The following is an 18,731-nucleotide window of genomic DNA, read 5'->3' as shown; positions in this document are numbered from 1 at the left end:
ACATCGATAACAACTTGTTTTATACTAACTTTTTGTAAGCTGTAGGTATCTTGAGCATTTCAAGTTATCAAATCAACTAATCATTGGAGGAAAACATCATGACTAAAGTATTATTTATCAAAGCAAATTCTAGGCCCGTCGAGCAATCAGTTAGCGTGAAACTATACAACACGTTTCTGGAAAACTATAAACAGGCACACCCTGAAGAAGAAGTTACGGAACTAGACCTCTTCGAAGAAAACTTATCATATTATGATAATGAAAAAATAACGGCTATGTTTAAGCAATCAAGCGGAATGGAATTGACTCCTTCTGAACAACAAGCTGCAGACCACGTAAGTAAATATCTTAACCAGTTCCTCGCTGCAGATAAAGTCGTATTTGCATTCCCACTTTGGAATTTCACTATTCCTGCTGTGTTACACACGTACTTTGATTACCTTGCTCAAGCAGGAAAAGTATTTAAATACACAGAGAATGGCCCTGTAGGTCTACTCACAGGCAAAAAAGTTGCACTTGTGAATGCACGTGGTGGCGTTTATTCAGAAGGTCCTGCAAAATCAAATGAAATGGCTGTTACCTTCGTAACAAATATGCTTCAATTCTGGGGAATAACTGATATTGAAACAGTTATTGTTGAAGGTCATAACCAGTTTCCAGATAAAGCAGAAGCACTTATTGAAGAAGGCATTCAAAAAACCGCTGCTGTTGCTCAAACATTTTAAAATACTTCATTAAATATCTTTTTTTCAAAATCGGATAGAAGATTCCACAAACTCTTGCGGAAAAATAAAACTGCCGCAGAAGGGAACCTAAAACCTTCCATATGATTAATGACAAAAAGAGTGAAAGCCCCTTTCTGAAATAATATGAAAAGGGGCTTTTTTTACATCAGATTTGTTCACCTTGATAATAATCAGCTTCATCAGCTGTCAAAAACCTAAGATTTCACACACTAAAATATCAAAATTTACTCTTGACTACTTCCTTTCTTAAAGACATAATTATGTAGACCGATTGTTATAATTTAAATTCAACAGTAGGAGGAACCTTTTATATGAGTGATACGACCACTCCAACCAATGCCCGAGATAGAATTCTTCAAACTGCCTCACGACTTTTTCAACTACAAGGCTATAGCGGAACCGGTTTAAACCAAATTATCGAAGAAAGCGGTTCTCCAAAAGGCTCATTATATTATTATTTTCCCAAGGGAAAAGAGCAGTTAGCTTTAGAAGCAATTAAAATTACCGACAATATCGTTCGCCGTGAGCTTAAAAGTCACCTTAATCATTACTCTGACCCTATCGAGGCGGTTCAATCTATTATTCAAGGGCTAGCAGATAAATTCTGTCATCCTGAAGATATTGAAGGTGTCCCGATTGGCTTAATCGCCCTTGAAACGTGGTCGAGAAGTGATGACCTGAGACATGAATGCGAAAAAGCCTTTGAAGGCTGGGAATCTCTTTATACTGCAAAGCTTATCGAAAATGGCTTTTCAAAAGAGTTGGCTATGGAACTCGCAGTACTCATTAACTCGATGATAGAAGGAGCGTTAACAATTTCTGTTACAAAACAAACAAATACACCACTGCTGATCGTCAAAAATCAAATACCGCAGTTACTTCACAAAAAAACTAGATAAATCAATCACACTTATTGGAGGTTTCATCATGAATTCCGCTATACCAAAAGAAGAAACACCTGTTCAAGATACAAAGAACATTAAAAAAATGCCAATTATGATTTCGCTTATTATGGGGGTCTTTTTTGCGATTTTAAATGAAACATTATTAAACGTGGCCTACACAGACCTTATGGCAACGTTCCAAGTGGAAGCCTCCACCATCCAATGGTTATCAACTGGATTTATGCTTGTTGTAGGTATTCTTGTTCCTATTTCAGCACTCCTAGTCCAATGGTTTACTACGAGACAAATGTTTTTAGGCGCAATGATCGTTTTCACTTTAGGGACATTACTATGTGCTGTCGCCCCTACGTTTAGTATTTTGTTAATTGGACGTCTGATTCAAGCTGCTGGAACGGGACTCTTACTACCGGTTATGATGAACACAATCTTATTTTTATATCCACCGCATAAACGCGGAGCTGCGATGGGAATGATGGGGCTAGTTATTATGTTTGCTCCTGCAATTGGTCCGACATTATCTGGATTAATTATTGAGTTGCTCACTTGGCGCTGGTTATTTATTGCCGTCATTCCATTTGCTCTCATTTCAATCAGTTTTGCATTTATTTATTTAAAAAATGTTTCGAAGGTAACAAAGCCACGGGTCGATGTCATGTCGATTATCCTTTCAACGTTAGGATTTGGCGGTCTTGTTTTCGGTTTCAGTAGCGTAGGAGAAGGTGACGCCGGTTGGACAAATCCAGTCGTCTATTTATCACTTATCGTTAGTGTTGTTTCACTGACTCTATTTATTTTACGTCAACTTAAACTAAAAGAACCGATATTGGAATTTCGCGTTTTTAAATCGCCTATGTTTTCTTTGACTACCGTCTTACTCATTATCATGATGATGACGATGTTCTCGACAATGATTATTCTTCCGTTATTCCTTCAAGGACCACTAGCCCTCACAGCTTTAGTTGCTGGGCTTGCGTTGCTACCAGGAGGAGTCCTAAATGGGCTAATGTCTCCGATCGCTGGAAGAGTATTCGATAGGTTTGGTCCAAGAGTTCTTGTTATACCTGGAACACTTATTTTAGTTATCGTCATGACAATTTTTACTCAAGTATCGGCATCGACATCTGTTTTGGTATTTGTATTGTTACACAGTTTCTTGATGATAGGAATTGCTATGGTGATGATGCCTGGTCAAACAAATGGTCTTAATCAGCTACCACCAGACTATTATCCACACGGGACTGCCGTCATTAATACATTAATGCAAGTGAGTGGTGCAATTGGAATTGCATTGTTCATCGGAATTATGTCTGCTGGAGAAGCAAGTTACATGGACGGGGTTAGTGATCCCACTTCCCCACTAGAAATGTCCAATGCCTTAACTGCTGGTGTGCAAAGCGCCTTCCAAGTCGGCCTTATTTTTGCCGTGATCGCATTCGTGTTATCTCTCTTCATGAAGCGTTCCGTAGTACCTACATCAAATCTAGAATAACAACACGCAGAATTAGTGGGCTTTCCATTAATTCTGCTTTACTTTTTTTATCCCAAGACCAACTTAAAGAAACCCATACTGAACAAAATAACAAATGGCAAAAGCTGACCATATTTTTGGAAATTATGCCACGTAGATCTATGGGCTAAGTAAAGTCCAAACAGGAAGAATCCTGCAAATAGTATTGCAGCTATCATTGGAAAGAAACGACCAACGGCTTCAAACCCAGCTGAAAGACCAAACCCAATATTATCAACATTAATAATTAAAAACATTTTCAATGCAATAGCTCTTTTAAATATGCCTTCTCCGTCAACTAAATGGAAGACACTTAAAATGAGTAAAAAAATACCAGATAGTTTATTGAACAAATGGAAAGGTATTACGTCATCAAGCGTTACCCCAATTTGATAAAACGCCCATAATACTACTCCTGTGCCAATTGACAATAATAAAAAATGAGTAAGAGGAAAATACTGTCTTCGATAACCGATAAGCCATCCCCAAATAAAACCATCAAAACTAATAAAAAATATCATAAATACCGTTGACAAAATTGCCATATATAACCCTCTTTTTTTAGTCATTTATATGCTTGTCACAAGGAAATTATTTTAAAATTTCCAGCTATTATAATCAACCGAACTCGCGATTTATAATTTTTTATCCAAATAGAGGGTTTATTTTTTTCGATTAGTGGAACATAAAGGAGTAGACGATAAATATTTCTTGATATGAAAGGGATGTTCTAACAATGGATAAAAAAATGACAGAATTAGTAGATGGATTAAACGAGGACCTTGCAAATGAGTATGCAGCAATGATTATGTATACTTACAATGCCGCTGTCGTTTCAGGACTATATCGACAAGTATTAAAACCATTCTTTGAAAGTGAAGTAGCTGATGAAACAACACATGCTCTATATTTATCAGAGAAAATAAAGACACTCGGAGGAACACCAACAACAACGCCAACTCCTGTAAAACAATTGACAGACGTAAAAGAAATGTTGGAAGAAGCGCATAAAGCAGAAAAGGAAACGATTAGTCGTTACGAAACTCGGAAAGAACAAGCTGATGCATTAGGACTTACGGAGCTCGTTGTGAAACTTGAAGATTTCATTGCTGATGAAACTGGCCACAAAGAAGAAATGGAACGTCTTCTTGACGATCCACGACTATAAATTATAATTTATAAAGCAGCTATCTCAATTACTATGAGAAGATAGCTGCTTTTTTTATTGTCCTACCTTTCCCTTTCTGACAGAAAAATCGGTGCCCCCACCTTAAGCAAAAAACTAAATTCATCGCGAAATATCTTATAATCATTTTAGAAAATGCTCATTTTTCTGTTTTTTATATTAAGTTTGATATTTTTCTTTATTTAACATTCCATATGAAGGTAATAACCTATATAATAAGAACTAAAATACATAGGATTTTTAGTTCTGCGACTCCAATCACATCAATGAGGGATGACTTATGGATCATAATTTGAATATTAATATGACTACACAACAAACAATAAATGCGATCGATCAACAAGTCGCAATCCTTTCTTTGGATGGCACCATATTGATGACGAACCAAGAGTGGAACGATTCCTTAAAAAAATTGGATCATGCCCCTTGCTTGGCAAATATCGAAACAAATTACTTCGATTTTTTAGAAAGAACAATGAATATTTCTTTACTTTCCAACGTCGAAAAAGTTATTTCTGGGGAGCTTTCCCAATACAGTTATACGTACCCTTACCATTCATCTACTAAAGAGCAATATTTCGAAATGATTGTTTCTGTGATCAAAGATAACCAACATGTTCAAGCGCTAATGATACGCCATATTGATGCGACAACTATGAAAGATTATCAAGGTTATTTGTCCAATATATTGGAAAGCATGACAGATGGAATTTTTACACTAAATCGCAATCAAAAAATTACTTTTGCAAACAAAGAAGCTATAAGACTTCTAAAAGTTCCCACAGAGAGAATTCTCGGGAAAACTGTTTGGCAAGCATTCCCAAGCTTACTTCATACTGAATTTGAAGCAGGTTATATCCAAGCAATAAGTACAAACACAACTGTCAAAATAGAAGCATATTTTGAACCGCAAAAAACTTGGTATCAAGTTCATTATTACCCTAGAAAGCAAGGAGGCCTAGCCGTTTATTTTCAAAGTATTAATAAGCGGAAAGAAATTGAAGATAAATTAATATATTCAGCCTATTATGATGAACTGACTGGTTTACCAAATAGGAAAAGTTTACAACTAGAAATACAAAAATCGATTGATGCCACTGGAAAAAATGATAATTTGACAGTTTTTTTTATAGGTGTTGACAGTTTCAAAAATATTAGTGATTTGTACGGTCATAATATTGGGGATGAGCTTCTCAAACACTTAGCCGACCGCCTTAAAAGCATTACAAACGAGAACAGCTCCTTTGTTGCACGTTTTGGTGGAGATCAGTTTGTCATTTTATGTCGTGAAAAAAATACTATTCAAAAGTCTGATCAATTCTCAAAGCAAATTTTACAAGAAATCCAAAAACCTTTTCATATCCTGCATCACAATGAATTTACAATCACAGCTAGTGTGGGGATTAGTATTTACCCAGATGATGCTATAACCGTAGGAGATCTTCTAAGTACTGCAGACACCGCCGTATTCAAAGCAAAAGAACAAAGTGGGAACAGAGTAGTTTATTATCAAAGAGAGATGAGAGAAACTCTTGCACATAGAATGACTTTTCTTAATCTATTGAAAAAAGCGTTAATAACTGATGATATATATTTTGTTTTCCAACCTCAAGTAGCATTATCGACTGGAAAAATAACCGGTATTGAAGTATTAACGAGATGGATTGATTCTCAATATAGCAATATATCCCCAGCGATATTTATCCCACTAGCAGAAGAAAGTGGTCTAATTAAAAACATTACCGAAAAATTAATAGTTAAAGTATTCCCACTATTAGAATCATGGCTTAATCAAGGCTTTTTCACTGGTAGTTTAGCAATTAATTTTTCAACACCTTTACTGGAGTCTGATTCTTTTATAAATGACTTCATTTCAAGTATAAAACGGTTCGAATTCCCTCCCGGAACAATTGAAGTAGAACTGACTGAAAGTGTTCAACTGTTAACATCTCAGCATATCAATTCTAATTTACAACTTCTTAGACGTAACGGTGTAAAAATTGCTATTGATGACTTTGGAACTGGGTATTCGAATTTTGCTTATTTAAGCAAATTCCCTCTAGATAAAGTTAAAATTGATATGACATTTATTCATCATATTGGTACTAATCAGCGCACAGAAGAAATTTTACTCGTATTAATTCAATTATCTCAGAAACTTGGCTATGATTGTATTGCAGAAGGTGTCGAAACAAAAGAGCAGTTACTTTTCTTAGCAGAAAATAAATGTGAATTAATTCAAGGATATTATTATTACCGCCCAATGGAACAAAAACAACTTACCATCGAATTAAAAAAACAACTCGAAACAAAGAACACGCTCCTTTAAGGAGCGTGTTCTTTGTTTCTATTTTTATAGTAAATTAAATTTCTTTTTAGGTTCTTTTATCTGCATTTCAGCAGGATCAAAATCAAACCACTCAGCAAACTCGTCCACAGTCGGATAACGACCATAAAAAGTCAGTTCCCCATCTACTAGGACCGCGGGAAGAGCATCCGGTCCATCCGTTTGTAAAAGCTGATTTATTTGTTTATTGTTAGCAAATTGATCAGGTTCCTGTGCTAAGTTAAAACGTTTAACGTCATAATCACTATTAACAAGTTGTAAGTGAAGCCTTGAAATACGTGTTAATTCAGGATCCACACTCGGCCCACATACTCCCGTAGGACAGCATAAAGCAGGGTCAAAAATTTCGATTTTGTTACTCATCTTTATCACCTTTTCAAAGTGGATTTATTTAGTGTTGATTGTCGTGCAAAACACTCGCGTGCCATTTGAATTAAGCGCATCTACTTCTCCTTTCATCGATGGTAATTCAGCTAATATGTTTTTAAGTAATGAAAGGTGAGGATAACTCTCATTCAATCTATAAAATTTCCACTGTCCTTGACTACGTATTTGTATGATTGAAGCTTGGCGCAGCTTTTTCAGATGCTGGCTTACAGAAGGCTGACTCATGTCGAGTAAATCAATCAAATTGCAGACACAAAGTTCTTCTTCATACAAATACAAAAGAATCTTCAAACGATTTTCGTCGTTCATCATTTTAAAGAGATTTGCATGTTCCTCTAATAATTGAGTTTTTAAGGCCTCCATCAAAACACCTCCTGTTTCCTCAGGTTACATAATCGAACGATTATATAACCAATTAGTTATATTTTATCATTCTTTCTATAACAAATCAATTCAGTATTAGCTCAATTATGAGTCTTCTCCAACGATTTTTGCTTCCAACTCCAATTCGACACCAAACTTTTCTTTCACAGTATCCCTCACCAAGTTTATCGTCTCAATGTAGTCTGTTGCTGTTGCTTCGTTTTTATTAACAATAAATCCAGCATGCTTTGTCGACACTTCCGCTCCACCGACCCCTTTACCTTGCAGACCGCTATCCTGAATTAACTTCCCTGCAAAATATCCAGGTGGACGTTTAAACACACTACCTACAGAAGGGTACTCCAACGGTTGTTTTGATTCTCGTTGATAAGTGAAGTCATCCATTTTCCCCTTGATTTGCTTCCCCACACCTGGTTCTAAGTTAAATACTGCTTCTAAAACAATCATCTTCTTTTTTCCAATAATACTGCTGCGATAATCGAGCTCTAACTCGTCTTTTGATAATTTGAGAAATTCTCCCTCATGATTGACCACTTTCACATGATCAATCACATCTTTCACTTCACCACCATAGGCTCCAGCATTCATGACCATCGCACCACCAATGGAACCAGGGATTCCACATGCAAATTCTAAGCCTGATAATTCGTACTTCAGTGCCAATTGAGATGCTTGTTTAATATCAGCTCCACCTTGTGCAACAAGTTGCTCTCCTTTTACAAAAAGATCTGAGAGATTTCTCATATGCACGACGAGACCACGAATCCCCCCATCGCGGACGATCACATTCGACCCGTTTCCTAGAAGCATAAATGGAAGTTGATAGGCATGTATCAACTTGATAATATCAACCATTTGTTCGTAGCTTTCAGGTAACACGAACAAGTCCGCCTTCCCTCCGATTTTCGTTAATGTATGGATTCTCATTGGTTCATCTCTCAACACGATCTCCTTATTGCAAATCTGCACTACTTTATTGTAAAAATCATTTATGTCCATCTATTTTCCCTCTTCACCGTTTATTAGAAATCTAATCTTTATTTTACATTATAAGATCTCTAAATAGGAATGTGAATTAATACATTTATCCTGCTCTATTTTTTTGAAAAATGGTTGACAATCTCCTCATTAACCATTTATAATTCAGCTGTTAGATCAAAAATTAATATTCCTCGTTAGGTGAGGCTCCTGTGCTGGAGATACGCTGCTGCCCAAAAACGTCCAAAGACGCCAATGGGTCAACAGGAACCATCGACATAAGGTGGTTTTTAACGTAGCTGGAATTTTCCTATGCCGCACAGTGCTAAAGCTCTACGAATGGAGGCGACGTGATGACTCAGTCATTATGGCTTGTTTAACATTGACTTAAACACCTTCATTATAGTATGAAGGTGTTTTTATTTTTTGAAAAACTGAGTCAACTTAAATGAAGTGTCTTAAACTAATTAGATGAAAGGAGTGATGCGAAATGGACTCAGTTCCTGATCCCAGTTTTTATTACCGTAATTTTATAACTGCACAGTATTCAGGGAAGTCATTATTAGCACACTCCTGTGAATTGATGGCTCTCCCACAATAAAAAGGAGGCCTCCCACTATGGTCAAATTAACAGAGCAAAACCGCGAAGAATATGCACAGTCTATTCTTAATGCAATAAACGAGAATTACATTCAACAATTTCGCCAATTATTTTTCGAACTACATCCGCAAGATCAAGTAGATGTCTATCTCTTAATGAATACGTCACAGCGAAAAAATTTGTATGAACTCCTCTCACCCGAAGAATTTGCTGAAGTCTTCGAAGAATTGGCTATTGAAGATCAAAAATCCTTCTTGCAAGAATTAGATCAAACTTATGCCCAAGATATGGTTTCACATATGTCAGCTGACGATGTCGCTGATTTCTTGGCTGAAATCCAACATTCAAAAGCATCTGCAATACTTGCAGGACTCGAAGCTGAGAACGCTAAAGACATTAAAGAGCTTTTAGGCTATGAAGAAGATACAGCAGGCGCAATTATGACCAAAGAGTTTATTAATCTCCGTGCTACTTCCCAAATTCGTGAAGTTATCGATCTGTTAAGAAGAGAAGGACCCGATGCAGAGACAATTTACTATTTATATGTGATTAATGAAAAACATGAATTGGCTGGAGTTGTGTCTTTACGTGACTTAATCACATCAAACCCTGATGACCTTGTTGAAACAGTCATGAGTACTCGAGTAGTATCTGTGAAAACTAACGAAGATCAAGAAAATGTTGCAAAACTTTTTAAGAAATACGACTTTTTGGCAGTCCCAGTCACAACTGATCACAATAAACTAGTAGGGATTATCACAGTGGATGACATTCTCGATGTCATGGAAGAAGAAGCAACGGAAGACATAGGTGAATTTGCTGCTTCAAGAGGTGCCACTGACTTATCAATTTCTTCATTTACTGCAGCAAAAAAGCGCGCTCCTTGGATTATTCTACTAATGTTCTTTGGTATGATTACAGCAAGTGTCATTGGACAATTTGAAGATACCTTGGAAGCTGTCGTCTTACTTGCGGGTTTTATCCCATTGATTATGGATTCCGCTGGAAACACTGGAACACAGTCTCTGGCTGTAGCCGTTCGTTCTATTGCGCTTGGAACTCTTGAGAAAAAAGGTCTTGGGAAGATGGTCTTTCGCGAGTTCAAGACGGGCGTAATGCTCGGCCTCATGTGTGCTGTAACATTAATGATCATTATCCCAATTTTACATGGCAGTGTATGGCTTGCATTTATCGTCGGTATGTCTATCTTCCTCTCACTTAGTATCGCTACAGTGATTGGTACAATTGTTCCATTAGCGATTAACAAGATGAACCTTGATCCTGCAATAGCTTCTGGCCCATTCATTACAACAGTAAACGACATCATTGGACTACTTGTCTACTTTTCGATCGCAACAGCTTTACTAACTTACTTATAGGCTCTAATCTGATTCGAGTTATTTTCCTATCGTTTTGTTGAAGCTACCAAAATACAAAAGCCATGCGACTAGGTCTAGGTCACATGGCTTTTGTTTACCCAAAAATGAACAGCAGGATCGATACTGTAAAGCAGTATATTGCAAAGTATAATAGTTTCCCTCGAGTAACCATATTAATAAGTAACTTTATAGCAAATACTGATACAAGTAATGAAGTCAGAAAAGCTATGACATATAACCCTAATGAATCATTCGAAATAATAGTATCCACAATCGTAGACGTCTCCAAAACAAGACTCCCGACACTAACCGGAATCGACAAGAAAAACGAAAATTTCAAAGCAGTTTCCGCTTCTACTTTCCTTGCTAATGCTGCGACAATTGTTGCACCAGAGCGACTAATTCCAGGCGCTAATGCCAATGTCTGCGCAAGACCAACAATAATTGCATCCATATACGTAATACCGTCATCCTGTTTGTGACCTCTCAAATTCCGAATCAACCATAATGCAACTGCAGTAATCATCAATGCAATCGCTACATAGTGAATTCCAGTTAATTCCCCTCCGATAAAATCTCTAAATAGTCCCCCTACTATAATCGCCGGTATCGTTCCGACAATCAACAGAATAGACAATCGAAAAGAAGTTTTTGTTTTATCTGAAGGTTTCTTCACATGGTTCATTGTATCACGAACCAATTCCATCAAATCTACTTTATATACGATAAAAACAGCTAATAAAGACGCTGCATTCAGAAAGACCTCAAAATGTAAATCAGGCACATCTACCCCAAAAAAGTAAGAAACAATCCGCAAATGTCCACTAGAAGATACAGGCAATGGCTCTGTGGCGCCTTGAACAACACCTAGAAAAATGTATTGAAAAATTTCGAAAAAAGTCATTTAAGTATCCTCCACAAAATTTTAAGCATAAATAAAATTAAATCAATGTATCAAGAATCCAGCTTACATCTTATCATATTCGCCATGAAAAATGTGATTAAATAATTGACTATTGTTTTTGCAAAATCAATGTCACAACCTCTTTGTTTTGTTTTATTAGAATAATAATTTTATGCTGTGATTTCAGTTACTAATTACTGTAATAACTACATTAATTGATAATCACTTCCGTAACAACACTTAAAACCTATAATATATAAGTCATTTATATAAACGATTATCATTCTCATTATAGTGTGGTTATTAACAACTTTTATTAAAAAGTTCTTGCAGTTTTAAAATATCATGCTAGAATATTAACAGTACAGTTAATTGATAATGAATCTCATTATCATATAAATAGTAATTATTCTAATCTACTGATTGGAGGGTTATATCACAACAATGTAACTGCTTTTGGAGGAGTCTTATGCAACTCAGATATTTGTTAATCACGCTAGTTTTATTGTCGTTTATATCGCTTTTCATTGGAGTTACCTCCCTTTCTGCGATGGACATCTTTAACATGACAGATCATCAATCTCATATTTTTTGGGTCAGTCGAGTACCGCGCTTAATTAGTATTATCATTGCTGGAATGGGAATGAGTATTGCTGGACTGATTATGCAACAACTAACAAGAAACAAATTCGTCTCACCAACAACAGCTGGAACGATGGACTCTGCAAGACTAGGAATTCTCGTTTCAATCATAATATTCTCTTCAGCCGGGTCGATAACGAAAATGCTAATAGCTATGGCTTTTGCAATAGCTGGAACGTTGCTATTTATGCAAATACTTAATCGCGTAAAATTTAAAGACCCTATTTTCATTCCTTTAGTCGGACTAATGTTCGGGAATATTATCGGTTCTATCACGACGTTTTTCGCTTATAGGTACGACCTCATTCAGAATATGACCTCATGGTTACAGGGCAATTTTGCAACAGTGATGACAGGACAATATGAAACACTCTACATATCAGTTCCGCTCGTTCTTCTTGCCTATATGTATGCAAATCGCTTTACCGTCGCTGGAATGGGAGAAGATTTTTCGAAAAACTTAGGTTTGAATTACAAGCAAGTCGTTAATCTCGGCTTAATCATTGTTGCTGTGATTACTTCTTCTGTCGTACTAACGATTGGAATGATCCCATTTTTAGGGTTAGTTGTTCCAAATATTGTAACGATTTTCCGTGGAGATAATATTCGTAAGAACCTTCCACACACCGCCATATTTGGTGCAATATTCGTGCTAATTTGCGATATTATTGGAAGAATTTTGATCTTCCCTTACGAAATTCCGATTGGATTAACCGTTGGTGTAATTGGCAGTGCTCTCTTCCTATATTTGCTGTTAAGGAGGAGAAAATATGGCCTATAGAACAAAATTAATTTTATTACTCCTTGGGTCACTTCTCCTTGTCGCACTTTATATGACGATTGATTCAGGGGGGAATTGGGAATACATCTTGCCGAGAAGAGGACGAAATTTACTTGCCATCGTCATTACTGGAGCTGCAATCTCCTTTTCTACTATCGTGTTTCAGACGATTACAAATAATCGAATTTTAACTCCTAGTATTATCGGACTTGATTCGCTTTACATGTTGATTCAGACATTTGTCGTCTTTACATTCGGCTCAATGAGTATAGCGATGGTTAATGCGAATCTAAATTTCCTGCTCACAGCTGGAGGAATGATTGTCTTCTCATTTCTGTTTTACCAGTTATTATTTAAAAACGAAGGTGAAGGTAACAATATCTACTTTCTGTTACTAATTGGACTCATACTTGGAACATTTTTTTCGAGTTTAACAACTTTTATGCAAGTGTTAATAGATCCAAATGAATTTCTGAATGTCCAAAACAGAATGTTCGCTAGTTTTAACAGTGTCAATGCCGATCTACTAGTTTTATCGCTTATCTTATTTATCGCAATAAGTATTTATTGCATTCGGTACATGAAATATCTTGACGTTTTGTCGTTAGGCAAAGATCATGCAATAAATCTTGGTGTACCATACAACAAAATCGTCAAACGGATGTTACTAATCGTAGCGATTTTAATATCAATTGCCACTGCACTCGTCGGACCAATAACTTTTCTCGGATTACTTGTCGCAAACGTCACGTATGAATTTCTGAAAACTAACAAACATATCCAAATTATTCCTGCCAGCATTTTAATTAGCATCATTGCACTTGTAGGTGGTCAATTGATTGTTGAACGGGTATTTACATTCAGTACGACATTAAGTGTGATCGTCAATTTCATCGGAGGAACCTACTTCCTATACTTACTATTAAAGGAGAGAAAATCATGGTAGAAGCACTGAATTTATTTAAAAGGTACAATAACAAGCCTGTTGTAAACGATGTGTCTGTCAACATTAAAAAAGGTAAAATCACTACCTTTATCGGACCTAATGGCGCGGGAAAAAGTACATTGCTGTCCATGATTAGTCGCTTAATCGTTAAGGATGAGGGGGAGGTTTTAATTGAAGGCAATGACATTAGTAAAGTAAAAGACAGAGATCTCGCCAAAAAAATTTCGATACTAAAGCAGACGAACCATATTAATATAAGGCTAACAGTCCGTGACCTTGTTTCTTTTGGGCGCTTCCCGTATTCACAAGGAAATTTATCAAAAGACGATTGGTTACGAGTCGATGAAGCGATCGAGTATCTCGAGTTGGGAGAGATGCAAGAAAAATACCTTGATCAACTTAGCGGAGGACAACGTCAACGTGCTTATATAGCAATGGTTGTAGCACAAGATACTGACTACGTCTTGCTTGATGAACCATTAAATAATTTGGATATGAAACATTCTGTTCAAATCATGAAAGTACTTCGTCGCATGGTTGATGAGCTTGGAAAAACCGTAGTGCTCGTGATCCATGACATCAATTTTGCATCTTGTTATTCAGATTATATTATCGCGCTGAAAGATGGCGAAATCGTGAAAGAAGGTCACAAATGCGATGTGATTCAAAGTGGCGTTTTAAAAGAAATTTACGATATGGATATTCAAATTCAAGACATTAACAACCAACAAATTTGCGTGTATTTTTCATAAAAAAAAGAGGAGTGTTTATCAATGAAAAAATCTTTATCTATCATCTCAATGTCCATTTTAATCGGTATTTTTGCAACAGGTTGCGGTTCCGACGATGAATCTACCGCCGCCGAAAATAATACTGATAATAATCAAGCAGAGGAAAATGAGAACACTACCGACAATAACAATGTTGAAGAGAACAATGACGTTAACGAAGAAAATAATGTAAATGAAGCAAACGAAGAAGAAGCAGATGCTACAGAAATCACTGTTGAACACGAATTGGGTGATACCGTTGTTCCAGCTAATCCAGAGAGTGTCGTAGTTTTTGACTATGGAGTGCTAGATACATTACGTGAATTGGAGATTGATCCAGTAGCCGTTCCTCAAGGAAACATTCCCGCTTATTTGGATGAATTCGAAAGTGATGATTACACAAATGCAGGAACTCTCTTTGAGCCTGACTTCGAAACTATCTATGATTTAGCACCTGATTTAATTATTATTTCTGGTCGTGCATCGGAAGCTTATGACGACTTAACAGAGATTGCACCTACCATTCATGTCGGTGTTGATACAACGAACTATGTAGAGTCATTTAAAGAAAACACGACATTGCTTGGAGAAATCTTCGGTAAAACCGCTGAAGTTGAAGCAAAACTAGCGGAAATTGATGAAGAGATTGCTAGCCTTCATGAAACAGCGAGCAGCAATGATAGCACTGGATTGATTACTATGGCGAGTGAAGGGGCATTAAGTGCTTACGGCCCTGGTTCCCGTTTCGGTATTATTCACGATGAATTTGGTGTCGCTGCCGCTGATGAAGGTATTGAAGAAGCCAATCACGGTCAAACAGTTTCCTTTGAGTATATCTTAGAAACAAACCCTGATTTCTTGTTTGTCCTTGACCGCGGTGCTGTCGTTGGTGGAGAAGATGAAGAGTCTGCTCAAGACACAATTGAAAACGAACTTGTTCAACAAACAACTGCCTACCAAGAAGATAATATCATCTATCTTGATCCAGGTTACTGGTACTTAGCTGGCGGTGGATTAACTTCTGTTTCTGAAATGGTTAAAGAAATCCAAGCAGGCCTTGAATAAGTAAAAGATCGATACGAGTTTCTCCCCCCTTTATAACGAACAACAAATCCCTGGCCAATTTCGGCCAGGGATTCTCTTTGTTTACACTAATCTACATACATCACTTCTCCAGTAACTGCATCAATATATACATCGAAGTCGTTGTCGCCGTACTCAACTTCTACTTCAAAAAGAAGTCGTCCATTCTCTCTTTCAAGCTCAATATCATCAATATACCCTTTTCCAACATGGTTTAGTGCGATTTCTTCAGCTTCCTCATAGGAAATACGTTCGCCTGACTGACCAGATGCCAATGACGTGGACCTATCACTCCTTTCATTCGTTCCTTCCTCTCTTTCAAGCAATTTTGTCAAGTCATCTTCCACTTTTAATACATCGCCAGTTTCAGCATCGATGTAGATATCTCCTTCTTCATCTTTATACTCCACTTCCATTTCATAAACGTATCGAGATTGTTTCATTTCCAATTCTATATCGTCGATTTTACCTTCAGGGAAAAGGTCCATGACGATTTGCTTTGCTTCTTCAACAGAAATAGTCACGTTATCAGCTATCGACGTTTTCATTAAGTCATCGTCAATTTTAATAATGTCACCCGTGTGAGCATCGATCTTAAAATCGTAGTCATCACCTTTATATTCTAATTCGACTTCATACACGAGGATACCATCTTCTGTATCTAATTCGACTTCATCTACTGTTCCATCCAACATCTCCTGTGCGATTGCTACCGCTTCATCGCCTGAGATTCTTCGTTCACTTGTTCTATCTGTTTCATTCACTGTGCTCGTATCATCTAATTCAACTTGAATAGTTTCAGTTGTGTTCTCTTCATTGCCTGAGGTGACGACTGCCTTACTCACCTCATTTTCATTATCACCTGACGTAGCTAATCCAATAGCTGACGTGCCAGCTATTACAAACACACCTGTTAAAATCAAAGTCAATTTTTTCATTTTTTACTTCCTCCTTTTAATCTGTTAACCATAGTATGGATGAGTAAGATTAAAGGAAGTTTAGTAGAAAATGAGAATTTGATGAGAATCGGAATCCAATACATATGTGTTGAGAATCCATTCTTCTGTTCTTTTGGTTGCTCGTAAAAAAACAACACACCTAATTTTTCATATTAATCATCATACTCAATCGACAGTACTTCGCCTGAATACGCATCAATGATAATATCTGCATCAATTCCAGTTTCATCATTCTCTACTTCAATCTCATAAATAAGTCGACCGTTTCCTTCTTCCAAATCAACATCATCAATTTCACCTGCATGTTCCGATAAAGCAATGTCGATCGCCTCTTGTTCGGAAATCGGCTCTAATGGAGTGTTCTCTTCAACCGAGAACAAAAGAATTTCACCTGTACTAGCATCAATTTCAAATGTGCCCGTTTCATTGGTCATATCTACTTGTACTAGATAGTATGTCACTCCATCCTCCGACTCCTCCAATTGAGCCTCGATGATCGTCACTTCTTCTGAAAGCGTATCATCGATTATTTGACCAACTTGCTCGACGGTAATATAATTATCTAATTCTTCATCCTGCTCCAACACTTGGAATTCAGTGTCATCAGATATATGCTCAAACGTCAGAATTCGTCCATCAGCCGCTGACACTTCAATCTCATATTGTCCTAGGGTGGAATGAAATTCGACTTTTGCAACGTTACTGTCACTTTGGATATCGATAACTTCACCTGTATAACGCTCCTGCAACAATAGTTCAATCTCATTTTCTGCCAAAATGTTTTCTGAAGAGAAGGAAAAGTAAAATACTAGAGCAATTCCACTAATAAGTACTGCAATCGCAGTAATTAGGTAATTTTTCTTATTCATCGAAATCCCCCTCTGTTTCTATACCTGGAAATTCAATAATGAATGTAGTTCCGACTCCTTGCTCACTTTCAACACGGATCACACCTTGGTGCGCATCTACAATTTTTTTCGCAATCGCAAGACCTAACCCACTTCCACCTGTTTTTCGATTTCTCGCTTTATCTACTCGAAAAAAACGATCGAACACGTGTGGAATATCTTCAGCAGCAATTCCGATACCATAATCACAGATTCTAATGCTAACAGTTTCTCGTAGTTTTTCCAAAGTAATTTCTATTTCTTTGTTACTATATTTCAAGCCATTTTCAATTAAAATAAACGCTAATTGCTTTAGCTGCATCTTGTTTCCGATTAGACGTAAATCAAATTCTTCCTTTGTTTGAACTGCGATTTCTCGGTCGTACGTTGTTTCCATTTGCTTTGCGGTTTCGAATAAGATTTTTGCCATATTCACTTGTTGAAGATCCATCGTTGTCGTTTCATCGCCTGTAGCTAAAGCAAGCATTTGATTCGTCATTTCTTTTATTCGCTTTGACTCCGATGATATTGCCCCGATTGCTTCTTCTAAAACTTCAGGTTTATCTTTCCCCCATCGTTTTAATAATTGCGCATAGCTATCGATCACTGTAAGCGGAGTTTTCAATTCATGAGACGCATCTGAAACGAATTGTTGTTGTTTATCATAATTCTCCTTTAGCAAATCAATCATATGATTAAACGTTCGTCCCATTTCAGCCAACTCGTCTTTAGACGTATCATTCACGTCAATCTTTTTAAATGTTTTTTCTTCACGAATTTGATTCATCGTAACTACGAGAGCTTTAACCGGGCTTAGAATGACGCGGCTTAATGATCTACCTGCAAAAAATGACGGGATCAAAATAAGTGCCGAAGCGATGACTAAAATAATTCCTAAAATCGTTAATGATTCTTCATACATCGTCATCGGCTCAAACAATTCTAACGTTACAACTGACCCGTTATCCCAGATTACAGGTGTTCTCGCTACAGCATACGATGTGCCGTTATAATTAATTTTTTCCGAAGTCTCATGCGTAGAAAATGTAGCTTGCAGTTCGTTCAATTGTGGCGTTCTCGATATCACAACCAAAACAATTTCCTCGTTTTCGTTAATAACCCGAACCATCCCATCACCAGATACATAAGCCCTTAAATATTCCGCAGGTCGCCAATCTGCTGACGAGGGTTGCAGGGCTTCGACAATCGTGCGTGATTGATTCTGAGTCCGCTCTAATTCAGCATTCATTGTGTAATGCTGAAAAAGAAAATATATACTCGCATTAACTAACACTAGTAAAATGAATAACATTACTGTAGAAAAAAGTGTAATCCGCTG

18 protein-coding genes and 1 riboswitch are annotated in these 18,731 nt (G+C 36.9%); of the genes, 10 read left to right on the top strand and 8 right to left on the bottom strand.

What is annotated here, in order from left to right:
• Positions 1-98 precede the first annotated feature (98 nt).
• From ACM26V_RS19870 to ACM26V_RS19860, 3 genes are all read left to right on the top strand, one after another.
• Positions 99-725 (top strand): FMN-dependent NADH-azoreductase, encoded by a 627-nt coding sequence (locus ACM26V_RS19870; protein WP_416148490.1) that lies wholly within the window; start codon positions 99-101, stop codon positions 723-725.
• A 332-nt stretch (positions 726-1,057) separates the two neighbouring features.
• Positions 1,058-1,645, top strand: a complete 588-nt coding sequence (locus ACM26V_RS19865; RefSeq protein WP_416148488.1) for a TetR/AcrR family transcriptional regulator — start codon at positions 1,058-1,060, stop codon at positions 1,643-1,645.
• A 28-nt stretch (positions 1,646-1,673) separates the two neighbouring features.
• Positions 1,674-3,140 (top strand): DHA2 family efflux MFS transporter permease subunit, encoded by a 1,467-nt coding sequence (locus ACM26V_RS19860; protein ID WP_416148486.1) that lies wholly within the window; start codon positions 1,674-1,676, stop codon positions 3,138-3,140.
• Between the two features lie 47 nt (positions 3,141-3,187).
• Here the strand turns inward: ACM26V_RS19860 and ACM26V_RS19855 are convergent, their stop codons facing one another.
• A complete protein-coding gene (locus ACM26V_RS19855; RefSeq protein ID WP_416148484.1) occupies positions 3,188-3,703 on the bottom strand; it encodes a hypothetical protein in 516 nt (171 codons plus the stop codon).
• A 191-nt stretch (positions 3,704-3,894) separates the two neighbouring features.
• Here ACM26V_RS19855 and ACM26V_RS19850 point away from each other — a divergent pair, with 191 nt between their 5' ends.
• Together ACM26V_RS19850 and ACM26V_RS19845 are read left to right on the top strand one after the other, a co-directional pair.
• Positions 3,895-4,326: a ferritin-like domain-containing protein gene (locus ACM26V_RS19850; protein WP_416148482.1), complete on the top strand. Its 432-nt coding sequence runs from the start codon at positions 3,895-3,897 to the stop codon at positions 4,324-4,326.
• Positions 4,327-4,624: 298 nt separating this feature from the next.
• Positions 4,625-6,673 carry an EAL domain-containing protein gene (locus ACM26V_RS19845; RefSeq protein ID WP_416148481.1) on the top strand — a complete coding sequence of 683 codons (2,049 nt, stop codon included), beginning with the start codon at positions 4,625-4,627 and terminating at the stop codon, positions 6,671-6,673.
• A gap of 24 nt (positions 6,674-6,697) precedes the next feature.
• Here the strand turns inward: ACM26V_RS19845 and arsD are convergent, their stop codons facing one another.
• From arsD to murB, 3 genes are all read right to left on the bottom strand, one after another.
• On the bottom strand, positions 6,698-7,054 hold the full coding sequence (gene arsD, locus ACM26V_RS19840) for an arsenite efflux transporter metallochaperone ArsD (protein WP_416148479.1): 357 nt from the start codon (positions 7,052-7,054) through the stop codon (positions 6,698-6,700).
• A 24-nt stretch (positions 7,055-7,078) separates the two neighbouring features.
• A complete protein-coding gene (locus tag ACM26V_RS19835) occupies positions 7,079-7,441 on the bottom strand; it encodes an ArsR/SmtB family transcription factor (protein ID WP_416148477.1) in 363 nt (120 codons plus the stop codon).
• A gap of 105 nt (positions 7,442-7,546) precedes the next feature.
• Positions 7,547-8,461 carry a UDP-N-acetylmuramate dehydrogenase gene (gene murB, locus ACM26V_RS19830; protein WP_416148476.1) on the bottom strand — a complete coding sequence of 305 codons (915 nt, stop codon included), beginning with the start codon at positions 8,459-8,461 and terminating at the stop codon, positions 7,547-7,549.
• Between the two features lie 165 nt (positions 8,462-8,626).
• Positions 8,627-8,792: riboswitch (M-box (ykoK) riboswitch) on the top strand.
• A gap of 266 nt (positions 8,793-9,058) precedes the next feature.
• Here murB and mgtE point away from each other — a divergent pair.
• The gene (mgtE, locus tag ACM26V_RS19825) at positions 9,059-10,420 is read left to right on the top strand and encodes a magnesium transporter (protein ID WP_416148474.1); all 1,362 of its coding nucleotides are present in this window, start codon (positions 9,059-9,061) and stop codon (positions 10,418-10,420) included.
• A gap of 94 nt (positions 10,421-10,514) precedes the next feature.
• Here mgtE and ACM26V_RS19820 read toward each other — a convergent pair whose 3' ends face one another.
• Positions 10,515-11,324: an undecaprenyl-diphosphate phosphatase gene (locus ACM26V_RS19820; RefSeq protein ID WP_416148472.1), complete on the bottom strand. Its 810-nt coding sequence runs from the start codon at positions 11,322-11,324 to the stop codon at positions 10,515-10,517.
• Positions 11,325-11,793: 469 nt separating this feature from the next.
• Here ACM26V_RS19820 and ACM26V_RS19815 point away from each other — a divergent pair, with 469 nt between their 5' ends.
• Genes ACM26V_RS19815 through ACM26V_RS19800 form a run of 4 tightly spaced genes read left to right on the top strand, consistent with a single transcriptional unit; the run spans position 11,794 to position 15,528 of the window.
• On the top strand, positions 11,794-12,747 hold the full coding sequence (locus ACM26V_RS19815) for an ABC transporter permease (RefSeq protein ID WP_416148470.1): 954 nt from the start codon (positions 11,794-11,796) through the stop codon (positions 12,745-12,747).
• Positions 12,737-13,693: an iron chelate uptake ABC transporter family permease subunit gene (locus ACM26V_RS19810; RefSeq protein WP_416148468.1), complete on the top strand. Its 957-nt coding sequence runs from the start codon at positions 12,737-12,739 to the stop codon at positions 13,691-13,693. The genes ACM26V_RS19815 and ACM26V_RS19810 overlap by 11 nt, the downstream gene beginning before the upstream one ends.
• The gene (locus ACM26V_RS19805; protein ID WP_416148466.1) at positions 13,687-14,445 is read left to right on the top strand and encodes an ABC transporter ATP-binding protein; all 759 of its coding nucleotides are present in this window, start codon (positions 13,687-13,689) and stop codon (positions 14,443-14,445) included. The genes ACM26V_RS19810 and ACM26V_RS19805 overlap by 7 nt, the downstream gene beginning before the upstream one ends.
• A gap of 21 nt (positions 14,446-14,466) precedes the next feature.
• On the top strand, positions 14,467-15,528 hold the full coding sequence (locus tag ACM26V_RS19800; protein ID WP_416148464.1) for a siderophore ABC transporter substrate-binding protein: 1,062 nt from the start codon (positions 14,467-14,469) through the stop codon (positions 15,526-15,528).
• An 86-nt stretch (positions 15,529-15,614) separates the two neighbouring features.
• Here ACM26V_RS19800 and ACM26V_RS19795 read toward each other — a convergent pair whose 3' ends face one another.
• The 3 genes from ACM26V_RS19795 to ACM26V_RS19785 all read right to left on the bottom strand — a co-directional run bounded on the left by ACM26V_RS19795 (position 15,615) and on the right by ACM26V_RS19785 (position 18,641).
• Positions 15,615-16,484 carry a PepSY domain-containing protein gene (locus tag ACM26V_RS19795; RefSeq protein WP_416148462.1) on the bottom strand — a complete coding sequence of 290 codons (870 nt, stop codon included), beginning with the start codon at positions 16,482-16,484 and terminating at the stop codon, positions 15,615-15,617.
• 173 nt (positions 16,485-16,657) lie between these two features.
• Complete coding sequence (locus ACM26V_RS19790; RefSeq protein WP_416148460.1) at positions 16,658-17,374, bottom strand: PepSY domain-containing protein; 717 nt, start codon at positions 17,372-17,374, stop codon at positions 16,658-16,660.
• Positions 17,367-18,641 (bottom strand): ATP-binding protein, encoded by a 1,275-nt coding sequence (locus ACM26V_RS19785; RefSeq protein WP_416148458.1) that lies wholly within the window; start codon positions 18,639-18,641, stop codon positions 17,367-17,369. The genes ACM26V_RS19790 and ACM26V_RS19785 overlap by 8 nt, the downstream gene beginning before the upstream one ends.
• Positions 18,642-18,731: the final 90 nt, after the last annotated feature.

The sequence above is a fragment of the Salipaludibacillus sp. HK11 genome, assembly GCF_047795645.1.
In the GTDB taxonomy this organism is placed as follows: Bacteria; Bacillota; Bacilli; order Bacillales; family Salisediminibacteriaceae; genus Salipaludibacillus.
This window is presented reverse-complemented; position numbering and strand designations above follow the sequence as displayed.